At 64.8% G+C, this 20,780-nt stretch carries 15 protein-coding genes and 1 rRNA gene; 13 read left to right on the forward strand and 3 right to left on the reverse strand.

Annotation, left to right across the window (positions count from 1 at the left end):
• The first annotated feature begins 5 nt into the window (after positions 1-5).
• Positions 6-118, forward strand: a 5S ribosomal RNA gene (rrf, locus tag GTP77_RS27915).
• Between the two features lie 143 nt (positions 119-261).
• Positions 262-2,292, forward strand: a complete 2,031-nt coding sequence (locus GTP77_RS27920) for an esterase-like activity of phytase family protein (RefSeq protein WP_161075425.1) — start codon at positions 262-264, stop codon at positions 2,290-2,292.
• A gap of 4 nt (positions 2,293-2,296) precedes the next feature.
• On the opposite strand, the gene GTP77_RS27925 is transcribed toward GTP77_RS27920, so the two are convergent.
• Together GTP77_RS27925 and rtcR are read right to left on the reverse strand one after the other, a co-directional pair.
• Positions 2,297-3,571, reverse strand: a complete 1,275-nt coding sequence (locus GTP77_RS27925) for a DUF445 domain-containing protein (RefSeq protein ID WP_161075426.1) — start codon at positions 3,569-3,571, stop codon at positions 2,297-2,299.
• A gap of 54 nt (positions 3,572-3,625) precedes the next feature.
• Complete coding sequence (rtcR, locus tag GTP77_RS27930) at positions 3,626-5,221, reverse strand: RNA repair transcriptional activator RtcR (protein ID WP_161075427.1); 1,596 nt, start codon at positions 5,219-5,221, stop codon at positions 3,626-3,628.
• A gap of 153 nt (positions 5,222-5,374) precedes the next feature.
• On the opposite strand from rtcR, the gene GTP77_RS27935 reads away from it, so the two are divergent.
• The 6 genes from GTP77_RS27935 (at position 5,375) to GTP77_RS27960 (ending at position 11,536) form a co-directional block, all read left to right on the forward strand.
• Positions 5,375-5,590, forward strand: a complete 216-nt coding sequence (locus tag GTP77_RS27935) for a hypothetical protein (RefSeq protein ID WP_161075428.1) — start codon at positions 5,375-5,377, stop codon at positions 5,588-5,590.
• Positions 5,591-5,611: 21 nt separating this feature from the next.
• Positions 5,612-6,847, forward strand: coding sequence for an RtcB family protein (locus GTP77_RS27940; RefSeq protein ID WP_161075440.1), 1,236 nt, complete (start codon positions 5,612-5,614; stop codon positions 6,845-6,847).
• Positions 6,847-7,881, forward strand: a complete 1,035-nt coding sequence (rtcA, locus tag GTP77_RS27945) for an RNA 3'-terminal phosphate cyclase (RefSeq protein ID WP_371869410.1) — start codon at positions 6,847-6,849, stop codon at positions 7,879-7,881. Before GTP77_RS27940 ends, rtcA begins: the two co-directional genes overlap by 1 nt.
• Before the next feature lie 147 nt (positions 7,882-8,028).
• On the forward strand, positions 8,029-8,490 hold the full coding sequence (gene pedF, locus GTP77_RS27950) for a cytochrome c-550 PedF (protein WP_161075429.1): 462 nt from the start codon (positions 8,029-8,031) through the stop codon (positions 8,488-8,490).
• Between the two features lie 14 nt (positions 8,491-8,504).
• Entirely contained in the window at positions 8,505-9,323 is an 819-nt protein-coding gene (locus tag GTP77_RS27955) for a substrate-binding periplasmic protein (protein ID WP_161075430.1), read from the forward strand.
• Positions 9,320-11,536, forward strand: coding sequence for a TonB-dependent receptor (locus tag GTP77_RS27960; protein ID WP_161075431.1), 2,217 nt, complete (start codon positions 9,320-9,322; stop codon positions 11,534-11,536). Before GTP77_RS27955 ends, GTP77_RS27960 begins: the two co-directional genes overlap by 4 nt.
• 73 nt (positions 11,537-11,609) lie before the next feature.
• On the opposite strand, the gene GTP77_RS27965 is transcribed toward GTP77_RS27960, so the two are convergent.
• Entirely contained in the window at positions 11,610-13,736 is a 2,127-nt protein-coding gene (locus GTP77_RS27965) for a TonB-dependent receptor family protein (RefSeq protein ID WP_161075432.1), read from the reverse strand.
• A gap of 153 nt (positions 13,737-13,889) precedes the next feature.
• Between GTP77_RS27965 and GTP77_RS27970 the strand changes: the two genes are divergently transcribed.
• From GTP77_RS27970 to acs, 5 genes are all read left to right on the forward strand, one after another.
• Positions 13,890-14,861 (forward strand): beta-propeller fold lactonase family protein, encoded by a 972-nt coding sequence (locus GTP77_RS27970; RefSeq protein ID WP_161075433.1) that lies wholly within the window; start codon positions 13,890-13,892, stop codon positions 14,859-14,861.
• Positions 14,862-15,013: 152 nt separating this feature from the next.
• On the forward strand, positions 15,014-16,534 hold the full coding sequence (gene adh, locus GTP77_RS27975; protein ID WP_161075434.1) for an aldehyde dehydrogenase: 1,521 nt from the start codon (positions 15,014-15,016) through the stop codon (positions 16,532-16,534).
• A gap of 7 nt (positions 16,535-16,541) precedes the next feature.
• The gene (locus GTP77_RS27980) at positions 16,542-16,916 is read left to right on the forward strand and encodes a DUF779 domain-containing protein (protein ID WP_161075435.1); all 375 of its coding nucleotides are present in this window, start codon (positions 16,542-16,544) and stop codon (positions 16,914-16,916) included.
• A 62-nt stretch (positions 16,917-16,978) separates the two neighbouring features.
• Positions 16,979-18,697 carry a PQQ-dependent methanol/ethanol family dehydrogenase gene (locus GTP77_RS27985; RefSeq protein WP_371869411.1) on the forward strand — a complete coding sequence of 573 codons (1,719 nt, stop codon included), beginning with the start codon at positions 16,979-16,981 and terminating at the stop codon, positions 18,695-18,697.
• A 66-nt stretch (positions 18,698-18,763) separates the two neighbouring features.
• Complete coding sequence (gene acs / locus GTP77_RS27990) at positions 18,764-20,719, forward strand: acetate--CoA ligase (RefSeq protein ID WP_161075436.1); 1,956 nt, start codon at positions 18,764-18,766, stop codon at positions 20,717-20,719.
• Positions 20,720-20,780 lie beyond the last annotated feature (61 nt).

The following is a 20,780-nucleotide window of genomic DNA, read 5'->3' on the forward strand; positions in this document are numbered from 1 at the left end:
CAAAGCCTGATGACCATAGCAAATCGGTCCCACCCCTTCCCATCCCGAACAGGACCGTGAAACGATTTTGCGCCGATGATAGTGCTGCAACCAGTGTGAAAGTAGGTTATCGTCAGGCTAGTTATATGAAAAAGCCCCCATCAGCCTGAACGCGCTCAAGATCGCGCTCAGTGCAGATGGGGGTTTTTCGCTTTTCAGCGTCATAACGTTGTCATATCTGCTCAGTAGACTGCGCCTTTTCAATCAGAAGAGGTCCGCAGCATGAAGCTCCCCCAACTCTCCCTGTTGTCCCTGGCCGTCGCCCTCGCGCTGAGCGCTTGCGGCAGCAGCGACGACAGCCCTGCAGTCATTGCGCCGGTGAAGCCCGTCATCAACGGCGTGTTCCTGGATGGCGCAGTTGAAGGCCTGGATTACGTGGCCGGCACCGCCGCCAAGGCGGCTACCGGCTCGAAAGGCGAATTCACCTGCACCACGGGCGACACGGTGAGCTTCAACATCGGCGGCATTGCGCTGGGCAGTGCGGCTTGCGCTGCCACCATCACGCCGCTGCAGCTGGCTGGCGCCACCGATGTCGGCGATGTGAAAGTCGTCAACCGCCTGCTGGCGCTGCAATTGCTGGACGAGGACAGCGATCCGCAGAACGGCATCAAAATCACCGCCGACGTGAAAACCGCGCTGGCAACCAAGACCGCCGACTTTACCCTGGCCGCCGCAGCCTTCAACACCGCCATGGCCGCCAACCTGACCGCCGCCGGCGCCAAGTACGCTGCGCGCAGCGTGGATGACGACCGCCGCGCCCTGGTGCGCGAACACTTCGAGGACACGCTGGCGTCGAAAGTGGGCACGCCGGTCAACCAGAACTTCACGCAGGGCGACGTGAGCGTAACCGTGACCCGCTACCAAATGCAGGCCGACAGCAAGTACTACATCCCCTACGAAGGCAGCAACGCCAAGGTGAAAGAAGAGTTCCCGCTGGGCTTCCTGCCGTCCTTCGGCTCCTCGCTGGCCTTCAAGGGCACCAACGCCAACGGCGACCTGGAGTTCTACGGCCTGACCGACCGCGGCCCGAACGGCGACGGCCCGAACGTGCCGGCGCTGACCGGCAGCGGCGTGATGGGCGCAAAAATCTTCCCCTCGCCGAGCTTCACGCCATCGATCGGCATCATCACCGTCGGCAAGACCGGTGCGGTGCTGACCTCCGTGCAGCCGATCAAAGCCAGCGCCACCGTCAATATGAGCGGCCTGCCGCTGCCAGCGGGCACCCTGGGCAATTCGGCGGAAGTCCCGGTCATGGATGCGATGAAGTTCGACGCCAACAGCAAGGCCGCGTTCAACGTGAATGGCCTGGACAGCGAAGCCATCGTGCTGGACAAGAAGCGCAGCGCGCTGTGGGTGGCCGACGAATACGGTCCATTCGTTGTGAAGATCGACCCCGCCACCGGCATCGTGCAGAACAAATACGCCGCAGGCAGCGGCCTGCCTGCCATCTTCGCCAAGCGCCGCGCCAACCGCGGTATCGAAGGCATGGCGCTGGACACCACCACCGACAAGCTGCACACCTTCCTGCAAAGCCCTCTGACCGACGGCAGCGCGCAATACTCGGTGACCGGCAAGAGCGAGCAGATCGAGCGCTTTGCACGCTTTACGCGCTGGGTGGAATTCGATCCGGTGAGCGGCACCACGTCGAAGATGTACGCCTACCCGCTGAACGGCGCCGACTACCAGGACGGCCGCACCGGCAACGCCAAGCTGGGCGACGTGGTGGCGTTGGGCAACGGCAAATTCATCGTGATTGAACAGGGCGCGGCGCCAAGCGGCAAAGTGTTCAACAAGCTGATGCTGGTGGAAATCGCCAACGCTACCGATATCAGCGCGGCCGCGTTCAACGCCGCCAGCTCCGACCTGGAGAAAAGCTCGATGGGCGGCGTTGCGGTGAACGGCGCGGACTGGTCGAAAGTGGTGGCGCTGAAGAAGACCCTGCTGCTGGACCTGAACGCGATCGGCTGGCTGGCTGAAAAAGCCGAAGGCCTGACCATCGTCGACGGCAACACACTGGCCCTGGCCAACGACAACGACTTCGGCTTGAAAACCAAGATCTTCACGCCGGCCGGTGTGGCGGTAGCCGATGCCGACGTCACCAAGTGCAATGTGGACGCGAACGGCGCCATCGTCACCAGCACCTCCGCTGGCTGCGATGCCGCCAACAACATTCGCGTGGCGCGCGGCGACGACCGCGAGCGTCCAAGCCGCCTGTGGCTGATCAAGTTCGGCAAGGCGCTGACGGCCTACTAAGCCGCTATTGCATGCGCGCCAGGCCGATCAGGTGCGAGGACAGGAATAAGAGCAAGCCGATACATCCGCCAACAATGGTGCCGTTGATGCGGATGTACTGCAGGTCCTTGCCGATATTGAGTTCGATCTGGCGCGACATTTCATCGGTATCCCACTTCTTCACCGTATCGCTGATATGGCGGGTGAGGAAGTCCGCGAAGTCCGGCGCCATTGCGCGCGCCGCGTCTTCCATATGCCGGCTGAAGGAGGCGCGCAGGTCCGGATTGCGGCCCAGCTCCTCCCCCAGCCATTTGCTCATCGCCGCCACGCGCCGGTGCAGCTCCGACTCTTCCGCCGCCAGGTCTTGCCGCATCCAGCTGCGCAAGCCATCCCAGATCTCCGCCAGATAGGCGTTCACCGCTTCGCCGTCGCGGATATAGCGCTTGATCTCCTCCGCGCGCTCATGGAAGGATGGATCGTCGCGCAGCCGCGTGATGAACTCGGCGATCATGCGGTCCAGCCGCCGGCGCAGCTTGTGCGAGCGGTCTTCCGCCACTTCCATCAGCAGGGTGTTGAGCGCCTCGGTCACCCAGTCCGCGCCTTTCTCTCCCAGCCAGGCCGTGGGCAGCACCTTTTCCATGGCGGCGTGCTCGCGCTTGAGCCAATGGATGATGCTGGTGGCGATCAGCTCCTGGTTTTCCGGCGCGCGCAGATGCAGCAGGGCCGCGTCGATCACGTCGTCCAGCACCTCCTGGTGGCGGCCGTCGCGGGTGAGCGCATCGAGCACGGTGGCCAGTGAGCGCGACAGGTCCAGCTTGCCCAGCATGGCGTGGAAGGCGTCTTTCAGGAAGCGCTGGATGCGCGCGTCCTCCGCCATGTCCAGCATGCCGGCTGCCAGGCGCACCACGTAGGCGCCCAGGATGCGGTCATTGGCCGGCTCGGCCAGCCAGGCGCCCAGCCGGGCGATGGGGTCATGCTTGCGGATCAGGCCCACGAGCGATTCGGAATCGAGAAACTTCTCCTGCACGAAGTGCGCCAGGTTGTCGGCGATGCGGTCCTTGTTGTTGGGGATGATGTTGGTGTGCGCGGAGATCAGCGGGATGGGCACGCGGCGGAACAGCGCCACCACCGCGAACCAGTCGGCCAGCGCGCCCACCATGGCCGCTTCCGCCACCGCTTTTACGCAGTCCATTGCGAAGCTGCGCGGCAGGATGGCCGTCACGATAAAGACCAGGGCAGCTGCGGCCAGGAATAGCAAGGCGGTCCGCTTGGCCTTTTTGAGTTCCAGCTCCTTGTTCATTTTCTTCTCCAAGGTTGAATCCGGCCATCGTATAACAAGCGACGGTATGGCGGCCTACGATACGCTGTCCCACTCCAGGCCGAAGCGGGCCAGGTATTTGCGGAGGCGGTCCGCGTCGTTCGGCTTGGCCTTGCCGGCGCGCGAAACGGCAAAGAGTTTGCGGCCTGCGTCGGACATATTTTTCGACTGCCGGCATACATCCAGCACCGCCTGCAGCTGCGCGCGGTCGAATAGATCCAGCTGCGCCGCCGCCTCCGCGCCGATGGCGTCTTCGAGCGGAACGCCCGCTGCGGCAGGCTGGGATAGCGTGCGCCACTGGCGCTGCAGGCGCGCGATTTCTGCGCCGGCCACCGCCGTGGTGATGCGCCCGGCTTCGGCCAGCGTGGCCATGCGCGTGACGGACGCGGACAGGTCACGGAAATTGCCGCTCCAGCGCGCGTCGGACGAAGTGGCGAAGGTCATGAACTGTTCGCGCGCTTCCTTGTTGAAGCGCACCGCGTCGCCGTGCTCTTCGCCGAATTGCAGCAGCAGGTAGTCCAGATTGGGTTCGATATCTTCCGGGCGGTCGGCCAGGCCGGGCAGGGCATAGGTCCACAAGTTGATGCGGGAGTACAGGTCTTCGCGGAAACGGCCGGCGGCCACTTCCGCCGCCAGGTCGCGGTTGGTGCCGGCGATAAGCTGGAAGTCGCTTTCCACTTCGTGGTCGCCGCCCATGGGCAGGAAGCGTTTTTCCTCCACGGCCTTGAGCAGCATGGCTTGCTCGTCCAGCCCAAGCTCGCCTATCTCGTCAAGAAACAGCAAGCCTTTGTTCGCAGTGCGCAGGAGGCCGGGGCGGTCCGATGCTGCGCCGGTGAATGCGCCCTTGATGTGGCCGAACAGCGTGGAGCCCGCGCCGTCGCCGTGCAGCGTGGCGCAGTTGATCTCAACGAAGCCGCCGCGCAGCTGGTGGCGCGCTTTCTTCAGTTCGAACACGCGCCGGGCCAGGAAGGACTTGCCTGCGCCGGTTGGTCCCATCAGCAGCATGGGCGCGCGCGAACGCACGGCGACGTGTTCGATCTCGTCTATCATCAGATTGAACTGCGGATTGCGCGTGGCGATGCCGGACTTGAGGAAGGCCACGCCCTCCTGCTGCGCCGCCGCGAAACGCTGCGCGATCTGGTCGTAGCGCGACAGGTCCAGATCGATCAAGGTGTAGTCGCCCGGCGAACCTGCGGCGTGCCGGCGTGGGGGCGAAGTCTGCAGCAGGCAGCCGGGGAAGTAGCGTGCCTCCGTCATCAGGAACATGCAGATCTGGACCACGTGCGTGCCCGTGGTGATGTGAATCCAGTATTCCTCGTTGTCGGGATCGAAGGGGTAGCTGCGCGCGAAGTCGAACAGGCTGCTGTACACGTCGCCAAAATCCCAAGGATCGCGTATCGCCAGCTTGTGCTGGAGCACCGTGGTTTCCGGCGAGATCGTGCCGATGTCCTCGCGCACCTGGTCTATCAGTGGGCCGTAGCTGCCGTTGTAGAGCAGTTCGAAGCGCTCGATCACCAGGTCGTCGTGCTGCGCCATGGCGACGGTGGGCCGCCACTTTTCCCAGCGCGCGCTGCCTTTTCCACTGTCGAGCTGCGTGCCGACAAAGCCGAGGATGACTGTTTTCTTTTTCATTTTTGGATAAATATTTATCTATTAAGATAATTTATCATAGATGGCGGAATCCCTTGTATTTATAAATTTCTTTATTTATCAATCGCTTAGCGTATTTTTCCTGACTGGCACACTGCTTGCAATATAGAGCATACAAACCGGGAGGAGAGAGAAATGGCGAAGATGGGCGGAAATGCTGCCAGAGGCTGGACGATCAGTGCCGGCGCAGTGGGCAAAGCGGCGAAGGGCGAGGGACTCAGCATCAGGTCGGCGCCTTACCGCACAGTTGTCAGCTGGCAGCTGCATGGCACTGCCGGCCGCGCACTTCCTGCCGCCCAGGCCAGGCAAGTCTGGTATGGCGTACTGGCCGCTCTTGTCGGCGATGATTAAACCGGATTAAATGGAACGATGATGAAAGACGAAACTTACGAATTGCTGGATAACGAGGGCGGCAGCCCGGTGAAAATGTGGACCGGCGGCGTGCCGGTTGAAGAGCAGGCCAAAGCCCAGCTGGCCAACACGGCGAAGATGCCCTTTATCTACAAGCACATCGCGGTAATGCCCGATGTGCACTTGGGTAAGGGATCGACCATCGGTAGCGTGATCCCGACGCTGGGCGCGATTATCCCGGCAGCGGTGGGCGTGGACATCGGCTGCGGCATGATGGCGGCCAAGACCACGCTCAATGCACGCGATCTGCCGGACAACCTTGGCCCGCTGCGCAGCGCCATCGAAAAAGCCATCCCTCACGGCATGACGCCCAAGACGCGCGGCTATAAGGGCCGCGACGAAGGCAGCTGGCAGAACCCGCCGTCGGCGGTGGACGCGGCGTGGACTCAGCTGAAGGACGAATTCGACGTCATCTGCCAGAAGACGCCCAAGCTGAAGAACACCAATAACTACCGCCATCTCGGCACGCTGGGTTCGGGCAACCACTTTGTGGAAGTCTGCCTGGATGAGCAGGGCGCGGTGTGGTTCATGCTGCACTCGGGGTCGCGTGGCGTGGGCAATGCGATCGGCAGCCACTTCATCGAGGTGGCACAGCAGGACATGCGCACGCATATCGCCAACTTGCCGGACAAGGACCTGGCCTATCTGAACGAGGGAACGCAGCATTACGACGACTACGTGGAAGCCGTGGGCTGGGCGCAGAAGTTCGCCCGCATGAACCGTGAGGTGATGATGCAGAACCTGATCACGGCGGTGCGCAAAGTCATCGCCAAGCCCTTCGAGACGCACGTCGAGGCGGTCAATTGCCACCACAACTATGTGCAGAAGGAGCGTCACTTCGGCCAGGACGTACTGGTCACCCGCAAGGGGGCGGTGTCGGCGCGCGAAGGCGAGCTGGGTATTATTCCGGGCTCGATGGGGGCCAAGAGCTTCATCGTGCGCGGCAAGGGCAATCCGGAGAGCTTCAACAGCTGCAGCCACGGCGCGGGCCGCACCATGAGCCGCAACGAGGCCAAGCGCCGCTACACGCTGGCGGACCAGGTGCGCGCGACGGAAGGCGTGGAGTGCCGCAAGGACGCCAATGTGATCGACGAGATTCCAATGGCGTACAAGGACATCGACGCCGTCATGCATGCCCAGCGCGACCTGGTGGAGGTGGTGCACACGCTGAAGCAGGTCGTCTGTGTGAAAGGGTGATGATGGCGATGGACATGCTGGAACTGGACGGTGCGCAGGGTGAGGGCGGCGGGCAGGTGCTGCGCACCGCCCTGACGCTGGCCATGATCACTGGACGCCCTTTCCGTATCGTGAACATCCGCGCCAACCGCCCCAAGCCGGGTCTGATGCGGCAGCACCTGGTTGCCGTGCAGGCCGCAGCGGAGGTGTGCGGCGCGGACGTATCGCTTGCAGCGGTGGGCGCGCGCGAACTGGAATTCAAGCCAGGCGCGATACGCGGCGGCAGCTACCGCTTTGCGATCGGAACGGCGGGTAGCTGCACGCTGGTGCTGCAGACGCTATTGCCTGCATTGCTGTTTGCCGACGCGCCGTCCACGGTGACGGTCTGCGGCGGAACGCACAACCCCATGGCGCCGCCCGCGCATTTCCTGGAGCGCAGCTATGGCCGGGCAATGGCGGCCATGGGCGCGGACATGTCGATAGCGCTTCGGCGCCACGGTTTTTATCCGGCGGGCGGCGGCGAAATCGCTGCGGTGGTGCGGCCGTGCGGGCAACTGACGCGCATCGAGCTGATGTCGCCAGGCGCGAGGCTGCACTCCTATGCGGAGAGCCTGATCGCCGGTGTGCCGGAGCGTGTGGCCCGGCGCGAACTGGAGTGCGTGGCCACAGGCCTGGGCTGGTCCGAGTCCCAGCTGCACCAGCGGAAGCTGCCGGACGAGCAGGGACCGGGCAATGTGCTGCTCATTACGCTGGACTCCGAGCACGTTACCGAGGTGATCGCCGGCTTTGGCGAAAAGTCGGTGACGGCGGAAAACGTCGCCCGGCATGCGGTAGCTGAAGTGCGCCGCTATGTCGCATCCGGCGCAGCGGTGGGGGAGCATCTGGCCGACCAGTTGCTGATACCAATGGCGCTGGCGGGCGGCGGCAAATTCACGGTGGCCCGCGTGTCGCAGCATGCGTTGACGAATGCCGCCGTGATCGCCCGCTTCCTGCCGGTGGACATCCAGTTCCGGGCCGGCGACAGGCACAGTACCTGTTGCGTCACGGCGCGCTGAAAGGACAGGTGTTGCACAGCATGTGACACCTGTCCCAATCTGGTACAGCGCTGCGGCACGCCCCCTGCGCGTACCTTGCAAAACCGTGTGGCACGCCAATTGCTCCTTGTGGATCAGCAGCTATTCACAACTACAGGAGACAACACCATGAAACGCGCACTTACCCTTTGCCTCGCGGCGGCGGCCCTTATCACTTCCTTCGGTGCGCAGGCGCATGGCGCCGTCACGCCGCAGGCGGTCGACACCACCGGCCTTGCCGCCCTGGGCGACAAATGGCGCGACGAGAATCCTTACAAGGGCAACAAGCTGGCGCTGAAGATAGGCGGCTCCGCCTACAACCAGAACTGCGCCCGCTGCCATGGCCTGGAGGCGGTATCGGGCGGCATCGCGCCCGACCTGCGCCTGCTGGACCGCGACTGCGCCACCGTCAAGAACGCCGCCAAGAAAGCCGCCTGCCTGAAGGAAGTGGACGCCTACTTCCTCAGCTCCATCCGCGCCGGCAAGGTGCGCAACGGCGCGGTCTATATGCCGCCGTTCGAAGGCATCTTCAACCAGGAAGCCATGTGGGCCATCAAGACCTACCTGGAAAACCGCCGCGAAACCAACTGATACCGGAGCACGCCATGTCCCATTTCTACCGCAAGGCCGCTGCGGTGCTGGCGCTCGCCTCCGCCGTGCTGCCGGCGCACGCCGACTGGAGCCGGCTGCAGCAGTCGGGCGCGCTGAAGGTGGCGGTGTACAACGAGTTTGCGCCGTTCTCCGATCACGGCAGCGGCATAGATATCGACCTGGCCGATGCGCTGGCCAAAAAGCTCAAGCTCAGGCTCACGCTGCTGCCTTTCCCGGCGGGCGAAAATCTGGGGGACGACTTGCGCAACATGGTGTGGAAAGGCCATTACCTCGGCTACGGTCCGGCCGATGTGCTGCTGCACGTGCCGGTCGATCCGCAGTTGATGGCGGAGAACGGCAAGGTGCAGATCTTCGCGCCTTACCATGTGGAGGCGGTGCGTCTGGTGCGCAGCGCCCAGGCCGTGCCGGTGTTCGACGGCATTGATGCGCTGGCTGGCAAGCGCATCGGCGTGGAAAAGGTATCGATCGCCGCCATGGTGCTGCTGGGTGAAGGCAATGGCCGCTTCCGTGAAAACGTGCGCATCTTCCCGAGCGCCGCAGCCGCGCTGGAGGAACTGAAGGAGGGGCGGCTGGATGCGGTGCTGGCCAACCGCTCGGAGATTGAATCGGTGTTCCGCGACGATCCTGCATTCCCCCTGGCGCAGGCGGATTTCCAGCGCTTGCCGCGCAAGGGCTGGGCTGTGGGCATGGCCGTGCGCAAGGATGAACAGGATGTGGCGCGGTTGCTGCAGGCGGCGGTGAATGAGATGCGCGAGAGCGGAGAACTGCAGGCTATCTTCGCCAAACATGGCGTGCGCATGGTGCAGCCATGATGCAGCGTACGGCCATTGCGCTGGCGGCCATGCTGCTGGCGCATGGTGCCGGCATGGCGGCCTCGCCGATGGCGAGCGTGGAGATCGTCGGCATTGCGCCCTTGCCGGGACTGGGCGTGGAGCGCAAGACGCTGCCCTACGCGGTGCAGACGGCGTCCGATGCGGCGCTGTCGCGTGCCGGGGGCGACAATCTGAGCGAGTTCCTTGCGCGCAGTTTCGCCGGCGTTAACCTGAACGACATCTCTGGCAGTCCCTTCCAGAACGACCTTACCTATCGTGGCTTCCGGGCTTCCCCAGTGCTGGGAACGGGGCAGGGTATCTCCGTTTATCTGGACGGTGTGCGCGTCAACGAACCCTTTGGCGACGTGGTGAACTGGGACATGCTGCCGGAAGCGGCGATAGGCAGCGTGCTGCTGGCGCCGGGCTCCAATCCCTTGTACGGGCTTAATACGCTGGGCGGTGCGCTGGCGCTGAACACGCGTTCCGGCGCCAGCGATCCCGGTCTACAGGCATCCGTCAGTAGCGCCAGCCACCAGCGGCGCCGGGCTGACCTGGCCTATGGCGCGGCACAGAACGGCTGGCATATCTTCACCGCCGGCACGCTGTTCGACGACGGCGGCTGGCGCGCGCATTCGGACGGGTGGCTTGGCAATCTGTTCCTCAAGCTGGGCCGGACGCAGACGGACAGCGAATGGCAGCTTACTCTGCTGGGTGGCGCGAGCCGCCTGGTGGGCAACGGCTTGCTGCCGGACGCCATGTACGAGGAAGACCGGCGCGCGGTCTATACCTGGCCGGACGAGACCCGCAACCGCTTGCGCCAGGCGCAATGGAGCTACACGCGCCGCCTGGCTGCGGATGCGCAATTGACCGCAGCCGCGTATGTGCGCAACAGCCGCCGCGACACGGTGAACGGCGATGTCAGCGACGGCTTTGAAGACGCGGACCAGCATGCCGCGTCGCTAAATACCACCAGCACTCGCCAGCGCAGCCGTGGTTTCAGCGCGCAATGGTCGGGCCACTCTGCCGGGGCGAATCTGATGGCTGGCCTGAGCTATGACAGCAGCACGGTGGGCTTTGCGCAGTATGAGCAGGCGGCCGGTTTCGATACCGCGCGCGGCGTGGTCGCGGACAGCGGCGAAGAACGTGAACTGGACGCTTCCGTCGATGGCCGGGCGCGCGGCGGCAGCGTCTATTTCACCGGCACCTGGACTGTCGCACCTGCAACCTGGCTCACCGCGTCTGTCCGCTATGCCAGCGCGCGCGTGGCCAACACTATCAGTAACGAGGGCGTGCCACAGCCGCGCGAGGCGTTCAGCTACCGCAAGCTTAATCCCGCTCTGGGGCTGTCGCACGAGGCGGCGCCCGGGTGGACGGTGTTTGCCAATGCGGCGCAGAGCAACCGCGTGCCTACCGTGATTGAACTGGGCTGCGCGGATCCGGAGCAGCCTTGCCGCTTGCCGGTGGGGCTGCAGTCCGATCCTTATTTGAAGCAGGTGGTGTCACGCACGGTGGAGGCGGGCACGCGCTGGCAGTCCGGCCGCGATACTGTTACTGCCACCATGTACCGCACCGTGAACCGGGACGATATTGTGTTCCGCAGCGCAGGCCTGAGCCAGCACGGGTATTTCTCCAATTTTTCACGCACGCGGCACCAGGGGCTGGATTTGAGCGCGGGTTTTGAGCGCGGGCCGTATGCTGTGCGGCTCAGCTACAGCTGGCTTGATGCCGTTTATGACGCGGACGGAACGCTGTTCACGGGCACGCGCAAGGTGCTTGTTACACCGGGAACGCGCATCGCGGGACTGCCGCGCAATACGCTTAAGCTGGCGCTGGACTGGCGTGCCGCCGCTGCGCTCACACTGGGCGCGGAACTGCGCGCTGTGTCCAGCCAGGGTACGCAGGGGAATGAGGATGGCTTGTCGGCCGATCCGCAGGACGGCGAGGCGCCGCAGCGCGCGGACCTGCGCACGCGCGGCTATGCTTTGCTGGGACTGAGCTTGAGCTATAAGCCGCAGCCGGGTTGGGAGCTGTTTGTTCGCGTGAATAATGCTGCGAACCGCCGCTATGAGACTTTTGGCTCGGTTGGTATGGATATCTTCCCGGGCGGGCAGCTGGCTAGTCCGCGGGGCGCCGGCGGGGAGGCATCGCTGGCGCGTTTTGTGGCGCCCGGGGCGCCGCGCTCTGTTTCGGCGGGAGTGCGGTATCGCTTCTGAACGTGGCTTGCAGGGTTGGCGGGTTACGCGGCTGCGCCGCTAACCCGCCCTACGCGGTACGCGCCCTGCGGTTTTAGAACTGGTATTGGGCTCTGGCGCCCAATTGCCAGTTGCGGCCCGGCGCGCCTTCGTAGTAGCGCTTGTTGGTGTCGCCTACGATGACCGATCCCACATAGGCTTTGTCGGCCACGTTGTTCAGGCGGACGAACTGCTTGAAGCGCCAGCCGCCCATTTCCTGCCGGGCCGTCAGTCGCAGGTTCACGACGGCGTAGCCGGGGGCGGTCTGCTCGGTGTTGCTGTCCTCCGCGTAGACCCTGGCGCTGGCCACGGTTTCGACGGCGGCGCCCAGTGCGCGCGATGGCGATTGCCATGCCAGTTCGCCGTAGGCGTAGGCCTTAGGGACGCCGGGCAGGCGGCTGCCGCGTTGCACGTTGCCGAAGGCTTGATCGTACACGGCGCGCAGCGCGGTCAGCGCCACGCGGGCGCTGAAGCCATAGCCGAAGCGCGTATCCGCCGATACCTCGGCGCCCCTGCGCAGCGTTTCGCTGGCGTTGCGGTAGCTGGTGCGGCCGCCGCTGGCGGCGTCGACCACCAGCTCGCCGCTGGTCTTCACCTGGAACACTGCGGCGTCGATACGGCTGTCTGCGCCCAGCAGCGCTTTCACGCCCGTTTCAAGGTGCGTGCTGCGCGCAGGCTGCAAGCCGAAGTTGAAACCGCCGCCGGCGCCGGAGTAGAACAGTTCGTTCAGCGTGGGTGTCTCGAAGCCGCGCGCGGCGCTGGCGTACACGTTCAGTACCGGCGATACCTTGTACAGCAGACCAGCCACCGGTGTGGTGCGGCTGTAGCGCAGCCCTCCGCTGTCGTTGCCGTTCGAGAGATAGCGGTCGCTTACGTCCACCTTGAAGCGGCTGTGGCGCAGGCCCGCGTTCAGCACCCAGGCGCCTTGCGCCCATTCGGTTTGCAGGTAGGGATCGGTACTGGCCACGGTGTCCGTTTCATCGCGCCGCAGCTTGCCCTTGACGCCCAACTCGGTGGCGGTGAAATTTTCATAGCCTTTGCGGTCGTCCTGCGAGCGGCCGTATTCGATGCCGACGGTGGAAGTCAGCTTGCCCCCGGCCAGGGCGCGCACATCCACCCAACTGACGTCGATGCCGCTGAAGTCGCGGTCGAAATCGACCACGCCGCCCGAATGGCTGGCCGGCGCCTGGAAGGCGCGCGAGAAGGCCTGGTACTGGATGACCTGGCGGTTCCCGCCATAAGCGGTGACGCGCAGCTTGCCGCTGTCGCCGCCCGCGATACCGCCGAGCTGCTGTTCCCACGCCGCGCCTATCTGCTGGTGGTCTATGCTTTTGCGGGTGTTGTAGCGTTCCGCGAAGGTGCGCTTGATTGCGGCCGTGTCGCTGGTGTCTATTTCGCCGGCGCGCGGGTCGCGCCGCCAGGTGGCCCAGGTGACGCCCAGCGGATCCTGCGTATTGTCCTGGCGCAGGGCGCTCGCGGTGATGGTCAGCTTGCCGCCTGCGCCGGGCGCCAGCGTGAGCTTGGCGTAGGCCTGGTCGCGCCGTGCGGCGCTGTGGTCGCGGTAGCCGTCCGTGTCGAAGCGCGACGCGTCCAGCACGTAGCCCACATTGCCCGCCTTGCCCTGTGCGTTGACATCCACTTTGCGTGCGCCGTCGCTGCCGGCGGACAGGCTGGTTTCCAGCGTGGGAGGGCCTTCGCCGTCGCGGGTGAACAGCTGCACCACGCCGCCGGCATGGTTGCCGTAGACGGCGGAGAAGGGGCCGCGCAGCACTTCCAGGCGCTCGGCCATGTCGAGGTTGAAGGTGGCGGCCTGGCCCTGGCCGTCCGGCATGCTGGCCGGGATGCCGTCGGCGATCAGTTTCACGCCGCGTACGCCGAAGGCCGAGCGTGCGCCGAAGCCGCGCGAGGAGATCTGCAAATCCTGCGCGTAGTTCTGGCGGTTTTGCGCCACCAGGCCGGGCACGGAGGCCAGCGATTCGGATGCGTTCACGCGCATCTGGCTGTCGCGGATGCGTTCGGCGTCCACCACGTCGATGGCGGCCGGGAAGTCCATGCTGCTGTGCTCCACGCGGCTGCCGCTGACGATGACGACCGGCGCTTCGCCGGTGGCTGCCGCCGCTTGCTGCGCGGCGCCCGCCACGAACAGGGCTGCGACGGCGTTTAAATGAAATCGGTGCTGCATGTTGAATCTCCTTGGTTGAGTTCCGCGCCTGCCTGGCGGGGGCCGGCAAGTCTGCTTCAACCCGTAAGCAATATACCTGCCATCGCTTTTCCTGTGCGCGTGGCATGGCGTTTGCATCGCCTTGCGATCCTCACTGACCTTAAAGGTGCCGCCATGAAAAAATCCTATTGTCCCCGCGCCGCCGGCGTGCTTGCAAGCCTTTCCCTGCTGCTGGCTGTGCAACCCTGCGTCCAGGCAGCCGCGCTGGCTTATGTGCCGAACGAGAAGTCCGGCACGGTGAGCGTGGTCGATACCGCCACCGACACGGTGCTGCGCAGCCTTCAGGCGGGCAAAAGGCCGCGCGGCATTGCCGCTGTTGCGCTGGCCGGCGGCACGCGGCTGTTCGTGACGGACGCCGCCAGCAGCCAGCTGCTGATGCTCGATAGCGCAGGCGGTTCAGCGCCCGCAGCGCTGGCGCTGGGCAGATCGCCGGAAGGCGTGGGCGTGTCGGCCGATGGCCGCTACGCCGCCGTCGCGGTCGAGGAGAGTAACAGCGTCACGCTGGTGGATGCCCGCAGCGGCGCGCGGCTGGCCGACATACCGGTCCAGGGCCGCAATCCCGAGCACGCTGTGTTCAGTCCGGATGGGCGCTGGCTCTATGTCAGCGCGGAGGAAGCCGAGCAGGTGGACGTGATCGACGTGGCGCAGCGGCGCCAGACCGGGGCTGTGGCCGTGGGCCTGCGCCCTCGCGGCATCGGCTTTTCGCCGGACGGCAGCAGGGCCTATATCGCCTGTGAGTTGGTCAACACGGTGTACGTGATCGACACCGCCACGCGCAGCACGCTGGCCAGGATACCGGCTGGGCGCAACGCCAACGGCATCGCCGTGCACCCGAGCGGCAAGCAAGTCTATGTGTCCAACGGCGCGGACGGCACGGTGATGCTGATCGATACCGCCAGCCATACCGTCAGCGCGACCGTGGCCGTGGGCAAGCGGCCCTGGAATATGGCGCTCACGCCGGACGGCGCCAAGCTGTATGTGGCCAACGGACGCTCCAACAGCGTCTCCGTCATCGACACGGCCAGCGCGCGCAAGGTGGCCGACATCGCGGTGGGCGAATTGCCCTGGGGCGTGGCCATCCCCTGAGCGTGACACTTGCCACAGCGGCCATGCAACACCTGTTCAACTTTGGAACAGATTGCGGCGGCGGCAGCGCGGTTTTCGCGGCGCGGAGGGCTGGCACGGTGTTTGCGAAATAGAGGGTGCAAGTCCAACCAACACTGAAGAAAGAGGATGACATGAATCTCGCCGATATCAACAAACTGGGTGTCGCCAACCCTTTCAAGCAACGCTATGACAACTACATCGGCGGCAAGTTCGTCGCGCCGGTAAAGGGCGAGTACTTCGCCAACCTCACGCCGATCACCGGCCTGCCGTTCTGCGAGATTGCGCGCTCCACGGCGGAAGACGTGGAAATCGCGCTGGATGCGGCGCACGCAGCGAAGGAAGCGTGGGGCAAGACCTCGCAGACCGAGCGCGCCAACATCCTGAACAAGATCGCCGACCGCATGGAGCAGAACCTGCAGCTGATCGCCACGGCGGAAACCATAGACAACGGCAAGCCTATCCGCGAAACCATGGCGGCGGACATTCCGCTGGCGATCGACCATTTCCGCTATTTCGCCGGCTGCATCCGCGCCCAGGAAGGCTCGGTCGCGCAGATCGACGACAGCACCTACGCCTACCACTTCCACGAGCCGCTGGGCGTGGTCGGCCAGATCATTCCGTGGAACTTCCCCATCCTGATGGCGGTATGGAAGCTGGCGCCCGCGCTGGCGGCCGGCAACTGCATAGTGCTGAAACCGGCCGAGCAAACGCCTGCTTCCATCATGGTGCTGGTGGAGCTGATCGGCGACCTGCTGCCGCCGGGCGTGCTTAATATTGTCAACGGCTTCGGCCTGGAGGCGGGCAAGCCGCTGGCCTCGAACAAGCGCATCGCCAAGATCGCCTTCACCGGCGAAACCGGCACCGGCCGCCTGATCATGCAGTATGCCGCGCAGAACCTGATTCCGGTCACGCTGGAACTGGGCGGCAAGTCGCCCAATATCTTCTTCGAAGACGTGATGGCGGCCGATGACGAGTTTTTCGACAAATGCCTGGAAGGCTTTGCCATGTTCGCGCTGAACCAGGGCGAGGTGTGCACCTGCCCTTCGCGCGTGCTGATACAGGAGTCGATCTACGAAGCCTTTATGGAACGCGCGCTGAAACGCGTGGCGGCCATCAAGCAGGGCAACCCGCTCGACTCCTCCACCATGATAGGCGCGCAGGCTTCGCAGGAGCAGCTGGAGAAGATCCTGTCGTATATGGACATCGGCAAACAGGAAGGCGCCCAGCTGCTGGCCGGCGGCGCGCGCAATGTGCAGGGCGGCGAGCTGGAAGGCGGCTACTACGTCACGCCCACCGTGTTCAAGGGCGAGAACAGCATGCGCATCTTCCAGGAGGAGATCTTCGGGCCGGTGGTGTCGGTCACTACCTTCAAGGATGAGGCGGACGCGCTGCGCATCGCCAACGACACGCTGTACGGCCTGGGTGCAGGCGTATGGACCCGCGACGGCGCGCGCGCCTTCCGCGTCGGCCGCGGCATCCAGGCCGGCCGCGTGTGGACCAATTGCTACCACCTGTATCCAGCGCACGCGGCCTTCGGCGGCTACAAGCAGTCCGGCATCGGCCGCGAGAACCACAAGATGATGCTGGACCACTACCAGCAGACCAAGAACCTGCTGGTCAGCTACAACCCGAAGGCGCTGGGCTTTTTCTGAGGCTGACATGAAAACCGCCGTAGCCCGCGTTATCGCGACCGGCCCCGCGCTGGAGATGATTGCAGAACTGCGCCATCGCCATGGGCCGATCATGTTCTTCCAGTCCGGAGGCTGCTGCGACGGCAGCACGCCGATGTGCTACCAGGCCGGGGAGTTCAACCTGAGCGACACCGATGTCTACCTGGGCAACCTGAACGGCGCGCCGTTCTACATCGGCCTGGAACAGTACGGCTACTGGGAGCACACGCAGCTGATTATCGACGTCGTGCAGGGCAACGGCGGGATGTTCTCGCTGGATAACGGGACCGGGCGCCGCTTTCTCACGCGCTCGCGCCTGTTCACGGACGAGGAGTGCAGGGAACTGGGTTTGTCGTCACTTTAATAAAAACATGGGAAGAGGAGATCATTGTGCAAAAAACTTTAATCGCATCGGTGCTGGCGCTGCTGGCCTCCGGCAGCGCGGGACTGGCGCAGGCGGGCGGCGCGGCCGTCACCACTGGCATGCTGGAGGCGGCGGCGAAAAATACCTCGTCGGTGCTGTCCTTCGGCATGGGCTCGGAAGGCCAGCGCTATTCGCCGCTGGCGCAGATCAATACCGCCAACGTGGGCAAGCTTACGCCGGCCTGGTCGTTCTCCTTTGGCGGCGAGAAGCAGCGCGGCCAGGAATCGCAGCCGCTGATCCACAACGGGAAGATGTTCGTCACCGCCTCGTACTCGCGCATCTTCGCGGTCGACATGAAGACCGGCGCCAAACTGTGGAAGTATGAGCATCGCCTGCCGGACGGCATCATGCCATGCTGCGACGTGGTGAACCGGGGCGCCGCCCTGTTCGACAACCTGGTCATCTTCGGCACGCTGGACGCGCAGCTGGTGGCGCTGGACCAGGACACCGGCAAGGTGGTCTGGAAAGAGAAAGTGGACGACTACGCCGCAGGCTATTCGATGACGGCCGCGCCGCTGATCGCCAAGGGCCTGCTGCTGACCGGCGTGTCCGGCGGCGAGTTCGGCATCGTCGGCCGGGTGGAGGCGCGCAATCCGAAGACCGGTGAGCTGGTCTGGTCGCGTCCCACGGTGGAAGGCCACATGGGCCACAAGTACGACAAGGACGGCAATGCAAGCGACAACGGCGTGACCGGCACGCCGAACAAGAGCTGGCCGGGCGAGCTATGGAAGACCGGCGGCGCGTCCACCTGGATGGGCGGCACCTATGATCCGTCCACCGGCCTGGCCTACTTCGGCACCGGCAACCCGGCGCCATGGAACAGCCATCTGCGCCCCGGCGACAATCTGTATTCATCGTCCACCGTGGCGCTGGACGTTGCCACCGGCCAGATCAAGTGGGCCTACCAGAACACGCCGAACGACGCCTGGGACTTTGACGGCGCCAATGAATTCGTCACCTTCGATATGGACGGCAAGCGCTATGGCGGCAAGGCCGACCGCAACGGCTTCTTCTACGTGAACGACGCGGCTACCGGCAAGCTGAAGAACGCTTTCCCCTACGTGAAGAAGATCACCTGGGCCAGCGGTATCGACCTGGAAACCGGGCGTCCGAAATTCATCACCGAAGGCCGTCCCGGCGATCCGACCAAGGGCGAGGAAGGCAAGAAGGGCAAGACCGTGTTCGCCGCGCCAGCCTTCCTGGGCGCGAAGAACCAGATGCCGATGGCGTACAGCCCGCAGACCAAGCTGTTCTACGTTCCCGCCAACGAGTGGGGCATGGACATCTGGAATGAGCCTATCAGCTACAAGAAGGGCGGCGCGTATCTGGGCGCGGGCTTCACCATCCGGCCGCTGTTCGACGACTACATCGGCGCGCTGCGCGCGGTGGACCCCAAGACCGGCAAGGTCGCCTGGGAAGTCAAGAACACGGCGCCGCTGTGGGGCGGCGTGATGACCACCGCCGGCGGCCTGGTGTTCTACGGCACGCCTGAGGGCTACCTGAAGGCCCTGGACGCGAAGACCGGCAAGGAGCTGTGGAAGTTCCAGACCGGTTCGGGCGTGGTGGCGCCGCCGGTCACCTGGCAGGACGGCGGCGTGCAGTACGTGGCCGTGGTGTCCGGCTGGGGCGGCGCGGTGCCGCTGTGGGGCGGCGAAGTGGCCAAGAAGGTCAACTTCCTGGAGCAGGGCGGCTCGGTCTGGGTATTCAAGCTGATGAAGTAATCACTGCGGTTTCCTGGTGTCTTACTGACGGCTGCGGCCGTCAGTTTTTTTAAGAGGGTCAAGATCATGCAATCAACGTATTTGCCGCCAAGCGCTTTCTCCGCAAGGGCGGCCATTCCCGACATGGACGCCTACCATGCCCTGTGCGCGCACGCGGAACGCGACTACGAAGGCTATTGGGGCATGCAGGCGCGCGCCAACCTGGATTGGCAGGTGCCGTTCACGCGCGTGCTGGACGAGAGCGAAGCGCCGTTCTACCGCTGGTTCGGCGACGGCCGCCTGAACGTGTCCTACAACTGCCTGGACCGCCATATCGAGCGCGGCCTGGGCGGCAAGACCGCCATTATTTTCGAGGCGGACGACGGCGCCTTCTCGCACGTGACCTACAGCGGCTTGCACGCGCGGGTGTGCCGCATCGCCAACGGCCTGCGCGCGCGCGGCGTGGGCAAGGGCGACCGGGTGGTGATCTATATGGCGATGTCGGTCGAGGGCGTGGCGGCCATGCTGGCGTGCGCGCGCATCGGCGCCACGCATTCGGTGGTGTTCGGCGGCTTCTCGGCCAAGGCGCTGCAGGAGCGCATTGCCGACGCCGGCGCATGCGTGGTTATCACGCAGGACGAGCAGCTGCGGGGCGGCAAGCGGCTGCCGCTCAAATCCATCGTGGACGAGGCGCTGGCGCTGGGCGGCTGCGGCAGCGTCAAGCACGTGGTGGTGTACCAGCGCACCGGCGGCGGCGTCACGCACGTGTCCGACCGCGACATCTGGCTGCATGACCTGATGGCGGACCAGCCGGAGCGATGCGAGCCGGAGTGGGTGGGGGCGGAACATCCGCTGTTCATCCTGTACACGTCCGGCTCCACCGGCACGCCGAAGGGCGTGCAGCACGCCAGCGGCGGCTACCTGCTGTGGGCCGCGCTGACGATGAAGTGGACCTTCGACATCAAGCCGGACGACGTGTACTGGTGCACCGCCGATATCGGCTGGGTCACGGGCCACAGCTATATCGCCTACGGGCCGACGGCGGTGGGCGCAACCCAGGTCATCTTCGAAGGCGTACCCACCTATCCGGATGCGGGCCGCTTCTGGCAGACCATAGAACGCCACGGCGTGAGCATTTTCTACACCGCCCCCACCGCGATCCGTTCGCTGATCAAGGCCTCGGACATGGACCCTGCGGTGCATCCCACGAACTACGACCTCTCGACCTTGCGCCTGCTTGGTTCAGTCGGTGAGCCCATCAATCCCGAGGCGTGGCTCTGGTATCACCGCCAAGTGGGCGGAGAGCGCTGCCCGGTGGTGGACACGTTCTGGCAAACCGAGACGGGCGGCCACATGATCACGCCGCTGCCGGGCGCCACGCCGCTGGTGCCGGGTTCGTGCACCTTGGCGCTGCCCGGCATCATGGCCGCCGTGGTGGACGAGGCGGGGCAGGACGTGCCGGACGGGCAGGGGGGCATCCTGGTGGTCAAGCGTCCGTGGCCGTCGATGATACGCACCATCTGGAACAATCCGAAGCGCTACCAGGCCAGCTATTTCCCCGAGGAGCTGGGCGGCGCGCTGTACCTGGCGGGCGACGGCGCCATACGCGACAAGGACACCGGCTACTTCACCATCACCGGCCGCATCGACGATGTGCTCAACGTCTCGGGCCACCGCATGGGAACGATGGAGATCGAATCGGCGCTGGTGGCGCATCCTCTGGTGGCCGAGGCGGCCGTGGTCGGCAAGCCGGACGACACCACGGGCGAATCGATCTGCGCTTTCGTGGTCTTGAAGAAGGACAGGCCCGGCGGCGCGGACGCCACGGCGCTGGCGCAGGAGTTGCGCAACTGGGTTGCAAAAGAAATCGGCCCGATCGCCAAGCCCAGGGAAGTGCGCTTCGGCGACAATCTGCCGAAGACACGCTCGGGAAAAATCATGCGCCGCCTGCTGCGCGTGCTGGCCCAGGGCGGGGTCGTGACGCAGGACGTGTCCACCCTGGAGAACCCCGCCATCCTTGATCAGCTGGCAAAGGCGGTGTAGAAAATAGGGACACCTGCGGCGCGCTTCTGGTCCGTATTGGCACAGCCAGCGCAGCGCGCCG

Source organism: Pseudoduganella aquatica (genome assembly GCF_009857595.1).
Classification (GTDB): Bacteria; Pseudomonadota; Gammaproteobacteria; order Burkholderiales; family Burkholderiaceae_D; genus Rugamonas; species Rugamonas aquatica_A.

Excerpts from the sequence above, each read along its gene's own strand:
- GTP77_RS27920 (WP_161075425.1), top strand. The coding sequence starts at position 262 with ATGAAGCTCCCCCAACTCTCCCTGTTGTCCCTGGCCGTCGCCCTCGCG.
- GTP77_RS27925 (WP_161075426.1), bottom strand. The coding sequence starts at position 3,571 with ATGAACAAGGAGCTGGAACTCAAAAAGGCCAAGCGGACCGCCTTGCTA.
- rtcR (WP_161075427.1), bottom strand. The coding sequence starts at position 5,221 with ATGAAAAAGAAAACAGTCATCCTCGGCTTTGTCGGCACGCAGCTCGAC.
- GTP77_RS27935 (WP_161075428.1), top strand. The coding sequence starts at position 5,375 with ATGGCGAAGATGGGCGGAAATGCTGCCAGAGGCTGGACGATCAGTGCC.
- GTP77_RS27940 (WP_161075440.1), top strand. The coding sequence starts at position 5,612 with ATGAAAGACGAAACTTACGAATTGCTGGATAACGAGGGCGGCAGCCCG.
- rtcA (WP_371869410.1), top strand. The coding sequence starts at position 6,847 with ATGATGGCGATGGACATGCTGGAACTGGACGGTGCGCAGGGTGAGGGC.
- pedF (WP_161075429.1), top strand. The coding sequence starts at position 8,029 with ATGAAACGCGCACTTACCCTTTGCCTCGCGGCGGCGGCCCTTATCACT.
- GTP77_RS27955 (WP_161075430.1), top strand. The coding sequence starts at position 8,505 with ATGTCCCATTTCTACCGCAAGGCCGCTGCGGTGCTGGCGCTCGCCTCC.
- GTP77_RS27960 (WP_161075431.1), top strand. The coding sequence starts at position 9,320 with ATGATGCAGCGTACGGCCATTGCGCTGGCGGCCATGCTGCTGGCGCAT.
- GTP77_RS27965 (WP_161075432.1), bottom strand. The coding sequence starts at position 13,736 with ATGCAGCACCGATTTCATTTAAACGCCGTCGCAGCCCTGTTCGTGGCG.
- GTP77_RS27970 (WP_161075433.1), top strand. The coding sequence starts at position 13,890 with ATGAAAAAATCCTATTGTCCCCGCGCCGCCGGCGTGCTTGCAAGCCTT.
- adh (WP_161075434.1), top strand. The coding sequence starts at position 15,014 with ATGAATCTCGCCGATATCAACAAACTGGGTGTCGCCAACCCTTTCAAG.
- GTP77_RS27980 (WP_161075435.1), top strand. The coding sequence starts at position 16,542 with ATGAAAACCGCCGTAGCCCGCGTTATCGCGACCGGCCCCGCGCTGGAG.
- acs (WP_161075436.1), top strand. The coding sequence starts at position 18,764 with ATGCAATCAACGTATTTGCCGCCAAGCGCTTTCTCCGCAAGGGCGGCC.